Source organism: Nocardiopsis listeri, from assembly GCF_020741345.1.
In the GTDB taxonomy this organism is placed as follows: domain Bacteria; phylum Actinomycetota; class Actinomycetes; order Streptosporangiales; family Streptosporangiaceae; genus Nocardiopsis; species Nocardiopsis listeri_A.
In genome coordinates this window covers 1-5,779 of sequence record NZ_DYZD01000290.1, presented here as the reverse complement: position 1 = coordinate 5,779, position 5,779 = coordinate 1, and the positions used below count along the sequence as shown (strand labels likewise).

Below are 5,779 nucleotides of genomic sequence, written 5' to 3'. Positions count from 1 at the left end.
TTTTTTCGCGCTACTCGTTCGGACCGGCGTCGGACTCCGGCATGACCTCGGCGAGCGGCTGATCATCGGTCAGCGGCTGCTGCTGACCCTCGACGGCGTCGCCCGCGAGGAAGCTCGTGGCGGCGGTGACGGCGTACTGCTGCCACATCGTCATCTCCGGTTCGACCTCGGCGAGGACGGCGAAGGCGACGTCGCCCCGGTAACCGACGAACCAGTGCAGGGCGGTGTCGTCCTGCTCGGCCCGGGCGGCCTGTCCGTACACGGGTTCCTCACCCGAACCGACCTCGGGGAAGCGGTTGACGACGGCGTCGCGCATGCCTTCGCGGATCACCTCGAGGTGGGCCTCGTTCAGCTCACCGGCTCCGGCCGGGGCCGGCCCCTCCTCGGGGACCAGGGTCGGGGAGTTCCAGGTGCCGTCGGCGATCGCGCCGGCTGCCAGGGCCATGGCGAGCGGGCTCACCTTGACACCGTGTTCGCCGACCATGGCGGCGGCCACGTCGCCCTCGTCGTCGTTGATGTCGACGACCCCGGAGTTGGCGGGCAGGGACAGCTGCCAGTCGGCGCCCAGACCCAGGGCGGCCGCGGACTCGGTGATCTGGTCGCCGCCCACCTCCGAGGCGATGTCGACGAAGCCGACGTTGCACAGGAAGGACAGGTTGCGGCTCAGGTCCGGTTCGCCGGCGAGGAAGCCGCTGCTGGGGTTGGTGAAGGTCCGGTCGCCGATGTCGGACTGGTAGCCGCAGGGCATCGGGCTGCCCGGAGCGACGGCTCCCGAGTCCAGGGCCGCCAGGGAGGACACCAGGGTGAAGGCTCCGCCGGGCGAATAGCTCCCGGTGAAGGCGCCGTCGTCGGAGGCCTGGCCGGAGGCGTTGGCGGCGGCGAGCACGTCTCCGCTGCCGGTGTCGACGGCCACGAGGTAACCGTTGCCCGGCAGGTTCTCCAGGGCGCCTTCCGCGGCGTTTTGGAGTTCGAGGTCCAAGGTGGTCTGTACCCCGCTGCTGCGCACACCGTCCCACGATTCCAGGACGGCGGTCTGCCGTCCGTCCTCGCCGAGGGTGACCACCTGCGTGGTGGCGGTCCCGGCGAGTTCGTGCTGGAAGATGTTCTGCAGGCCGCTCAGGCCTACGGTGTCCCCGGCCTGGTAGGCGCCGGCGACACGGGAGGACACCCGGTGCTCGGCGGTCCCCGCGACATCGCCGAGGAGGAACGGCGCCACCCGCGGCGACAGGTTGATCTCGACCTCCTCGGTCTGTACCCCGGAGATCTTCCCCGCCTCTTCCAGCAGGGTGCGGTCGACGCTGCTGTCGCGCATCAGCACCAGCGGTTGGAACTGTTCGGGCGGGGCGGAGCGCACCCGGTTGAGCAGCGGATCGGGGTCCTCGTCGAGAAGCTCGGCGAGTTCGGTGACCCCGGCCTCCTTGTCGTCCATCTCGGCGGGGAGGACGCCGAAGGCCGTGACGCTGTCGGAGGAGACGAGGGGTTCGCCCTCCCGGTCCAGGATCTGGCCGCGATCCTCGCTCTCGTAGCTGACGGCGAGCCGTTCGCCGTCCTCGAGCTCGGGGTGGATGACGCCGGGCGACCAGTCGATCTGCCAGCCCTCGGGGCCGTCCGTCAACGGCATGCTGCCGGTGTAGGTCCACACCGGATCGCCGATGCCGAGGTCGGCGGAGGCCTCGAACTCCGCGACGGCCCGGTCACCGTCCTGGGTGATGCCACCCAGGTTGAACCGGACCGAGGCCAGGTCGAGTTGGTCGTGTACGTCGGCGAGCGCCGCCTCCACCTCGGCAGGGTCACCGTTGGTGAACCTTGCGGCGTCGGCGTGGTTCCCGTCCTGCCAGGAGAGCAGGAAGGACCTGACGGCCACCTCCGGGCTGGGGTGGGTCGTGCACGCCGCGAGGGTCAGGGCGACGACCAGGCCGCTGCTTGCGGCCGCGATCTTGCGGCCGAGGGGACGGGGGGACACCTTGTGTGTTCCTTTCAGGCGCCTCAACGAAGAAATCCGCTACCGCCGACGGCGAAGCGCGCGTTCCATGTCGCGCTTGGCCTCACGTTCGGCGAGGGCGTGGCGCTTGTCGTATTCACGCTTACCGCGCGCCAGGGCGATCTCGACCTTGGCCCGACCGTCACTGAAGTACAGGGACAGCGGGACCAGGGTGCGACCGGGCTCCCGGGTCTTGCCGATCAGCCGGGAGATCTGCTCGCGGTGCAGGAGTAGTTTACGTGATCTGCGGGCCGAGTGGTTGGTCCATGTCCCTTGGGAGTACTCCGGGATGTGCACACCCTCGAGCCACACCTCACCATCGTGGATGTGCGCGAAGCCGTCCACCAGCGAGGCCCGTCCCTCTCTGAGGGACTTGACCTCGGTCCCGGTGAGGACCAGGCCCGCCTCGTAGGTGTCGTCGATGTGGTAATCGTGCCGCGCCCTACGGTTCTGGGCGATCATCTTGTGCCCGGTTTCCTTGGCCACAGCTATCCCTTCATGAGTCCGGGGGGCCAGTGGCCCCCCGGTGTCCCGCGCCCGCCGGTCCCTTCCGACGGTGGTGCCATCAGACCTTCAGGTAGCGGCGCAGGGTGAGGAACGAGGTCACGGTACACAGGAGTACACCGAGGATCATCGAGACGCCGATGACGGACAGCAGCGATGTTGTGCCCATGGCCACATCGAACTGGAACCAATCCTCGATCCGGGTGAGCAGCGTGAACCTGGTGGCCACGATGAACCCGGACGCGATCAGACCGCCGACGAAACCGGCGATGGCGCCTTCGAGGAGGAAGGGCAGCTGGATGTAGAAGTTCGACGCGCCGACCAGACGCATGATGCCGGTCTCCCGACGACGGCTGTAGGCCGACAGCCGGATGGTGTTGCCGATGAGCAGCGCGGCGGCGGCCAGCTGCACACCCGCGACCATCAGGGCGGCCCACTTGAGACCGTCGAGCAGACCGAAGAACTGCTCCAGGACGCGCTGGTCGTTGGAGACGGAGTCGACGCCGTCGGCCCCGTCCACGGCCGCGCGCACCGTGTCGTAGTGGTCCGGATCGGTGAGCTGCACCCGGTAGTTGTCCGGGATGTCACCTTCCTGGGCGGCCTCGGCGAGGGCCTCGTTGGAGGAACCGATGCGCTCCTGGAAGTCCTGCCAGGCCTCGGCCTCGGTCAGGTACCGGAAGCTTTCGACCTCATCGAGCGACTCCAGCTGCTGCTCAAGGGCCTCGCGGTCGCCCTCGCCCGCGGCGCCGTTCTCCTGACACGCCGAGGTCGGCGAGATGTCGTTGCACATGTAGATGGTCAGCGTGATCCGCTGGTCCCAGTAGTTGCGCATCTCGGAGACCTGCTGGTTGACCAGCAGACCGGCACCGAACAAGGTGAGAGAGATGGCCACCGTCGTGATGACGGCGATGGTCATCGTCAGGTTGCGACGCAGGCCGATCCACGTCTCGGAGAGAACGAATTGTGCTCGCATGATCTGTTAAAGGTCCATCCTTCGGGGCTTCGCCATGCCGGTGGTCTCGGGGTCGCCGACCGAGGCCCGGCGACGAACGTACCAGGGGTCAGTACGCCTGGCCGTAGACGCCACTCATCTGGTCGCGCACTACCAAGCCCTCTTCAAGCTCGATCACACGCTTGCGCATGGAGTCGACGATGGCGGCGTCGTGCGTCGCCATGACGACGGTCGTTCCCGTGCGGTTGATTCGGTCCAGCACCTTCATGATGCCGATGGAGGTCGCGGGGTCGATGTTTCCGGTGGGCTCGTCGGCCAACAGGATCTGCGGGCGGTTGACGAACGCGCGGGCGATGGCCACGCGCTGCTGCTCACCACCGGAGAGCTCGCCCGGCATGCGGCCGGCCTTGCCCTCGAGGCCGACCAGTTCGACGACCTCCGGCACGACCTTCTTGATGAACCGCCGTGGCTTACCGATGACCTCCAGGGCGAAGGCGACGTTCTCGAAGACGTTCTTGTTCGGCAGCAGGCGGAAGTCCTGGAAGACACAGCCGATACGGCGACGCAGGTGCGGGACCTTCCAGTTGGACAGTCGTGCCAGGTCCTTACCCGCGACGTGCACGCGGCCCTTGTCGGGCCTCTCTTCCTTCAGCACCAAGCGCAGGAAGGTCGACTTACCCGAGCCGGAAGGTCCGACCAGGAAGACGAACTCGCTCTTGTCCACGTCGATGGAAACACCGTCGAGCGCGGGGCGCTTCTGAGTCGGGTACTGCTTGGTGACGTTATCGAAGTGGATCACAGGCGCATCACAAGGCTCTCGAAGGTATGGGCACCCGGCGGAAGTGCTCCGCGCGGGATCGTACCGGCCGCATGGCCACCGACAGTTTAGAGGGGACAGGGGCCCGGATTGTCCAGGTCCCGTCTCACCCAAGCGATCTGTGGAGATCAGCGCACTATCGGACAACAGCCACGAGCATATCGGAGGTGTCAACCGATGATAACGTTCACATATAGCAGTTTCGGTAAAACCGCGGCGTCGTGGTCATCACCTTTGGGACACGTCACCCCGGGCCCGCCGAACTCGGTGACCCGGGGTGATCGATCCACGACCGTGCGCCTCCCCGCGCTGGTGGCGGAGGTACGCCGGCCGGCGTTCGGGGCGTGCGTCGCCCCTACTCCTGCTTCTCCTGGTTGCGCATCCAGCGGATCTCCGAGTCGATGAAGGCGTCGATCTCACCGTCGAGCACCGCCGACGGGTTACCGGTCTCCATACCGGTGCGCACGTCCTTGACGCTCTGGTACGGGTGCAGGACGTAGTTGCGCATCTGGGTACCCCAGCTGCTCACCGAGTCACCGCGGATCTCGTCCAGGGCCGCCTGCTCCTCCTCGCGCTTGCGGGCCAGGAGCTTGGCCTGGAGCATCGTCATCGCGGTCGCCTTGTTCTGGAGCTGGGAACGCTCGTTCTGACAGGAGACCACGATGCCGGTCGGCTGGTGGGTGATGCGCACCGCCGAGTCGGTCGTGTTGACGCCCTGACCACCGGGACCGCTGGAACGGTACACGTCCACGCGCAGCTCGGACTCGTCGATCTCGATGTGGTCGCTCTTCTCCACCATCGGCACCACGTCCACACCCGCGAACGAGGTCTGGCGCCGGTTCTGGTTGTCGAAGGGCGAGATCCGCACCAGTCGGTGGGTGCCGTGCTCCCCGCGCAACGTGCCGTATGCGAAGGCGGTCTTGACCGCGAACGAGGTGGACTTGATGCCCGCCTCCTCCGCGTAGGAGGTCTCGTAGACCTCCGTGGGGTAACCGTGACGCTCCGCCCAACGCAGGTACATGCGCTGGAGCATCTGCGCCCAGTCGGCCGCGTCGACACCACCCGCCTGGGAGTTGATGGTGACGATGGCCTCGCTCTCGTCGTGCGGGCCGTTGAGGAGCGTACGCACCTCGAGCTCGCCGATCTCCTTACGAAGCTGCTCTAGCTCGCGGTCCGCCTCGGCCTGGGTGTCGGGGTCGTCCTCGGCCTCGGCGAGCTCGTAGAGCACTCCGAGGTCCTCCAGGCGCTGCCCGATGCCGTTGACCTTGTTGACCATGGACTCCAGTGTCGAGAGTCGACGCGTCACCTTCTGCGCGTTGTCCTGGTCCGACCACAGTTCGGGGTCGGCGGACTGCTCGCGCAGTTCGGCGATCTGCGTCTGCATCGCCTCCAGGTCCAACACGGCGGTCACACTCGCCAGGGTCGCCGCGAGTTCCTTGATCTTCTCTGCCGGGTCCAGTTCTGCCACGCACCCAGTGTAGGACCCAACGAGGGGGCGGGCCCCACACCGGACGGTGCGGGGCCC

At 67.2% G+C, this 5,779-nt stretch carries 5 protein-coding genes; all 5 read right to left on the bottom strand.

Going from position 1 to position 5,779, the window contains the following annotated elements:
- Positions 1 to 10: 10 nt before the first annotated feature.
- Entirely contained in the window at positions 11 to 1,963 is a 1,953-nt protein-coding gene (locus tag K8V84_RS15430) for a penicillin-binding transpeptidase domain-containing protein (RefSeq protein ID WP_304075445.1), read from the bottom strand.
- Between the two features lie 39 nt (positions 1,964 to 2,002).
- Positions 2,003 to 2,467 (bottom strand): SsrA-binding protein SmpB, encoded by a 465-nt coding sequence (gene smpB / locus K8V84_RS15425; RefSeq protein ID WP_067601371.1) that lies wholly within the window; start codon positions 2,465 to 2,467, stop codon positions 2,003 to 2,005.
- 79 nt (positions 2,468 to 2,546) lie between these two features.
- Positions 2,547 to 3,458: a permease-like cell division protein FtsX gene (gene ftsX / locus K8V84_RS15420; protein ID WP_304075439.1), complete on the bottom strand. Its 912-nt coding sequence runs from the start codon at positions 3,456 to 3,458 to the stop codon at positions 2,547 to 2,549.
- Positions 3,459 to 3,546: 88 nt separating this feature from the next.
- On the bottom strand, positions 3,547 to 4,236 hold the full coding sequence (gene ftsE, locus K8V84_RS15415) for a cell division ATP-binding protein FtsE (protein ID WP_304075436.1): 690 nt from the start codon (positions 4,234 to 4,236) through the stop codon (positions 3,547 to 3,549).
- Positions 4,237 to 4,609: 373 nt separating this feature from the next.
- Positions 4,610 to 5,722: a peptide chain release factor 2 gene (gene prfB / locus K8V84_RS15410; RefSeq protein WP_304075433.1), complete on the bottom strand. Its 1,113-nt coding sequence runs from the start codon at positions 5,720 to 5,722 to the stop codon at positions 4,610 to 4,612.
- Between the last annotated feature and the right edge of the window lie 57 nt (positions 5,723 to 5,779).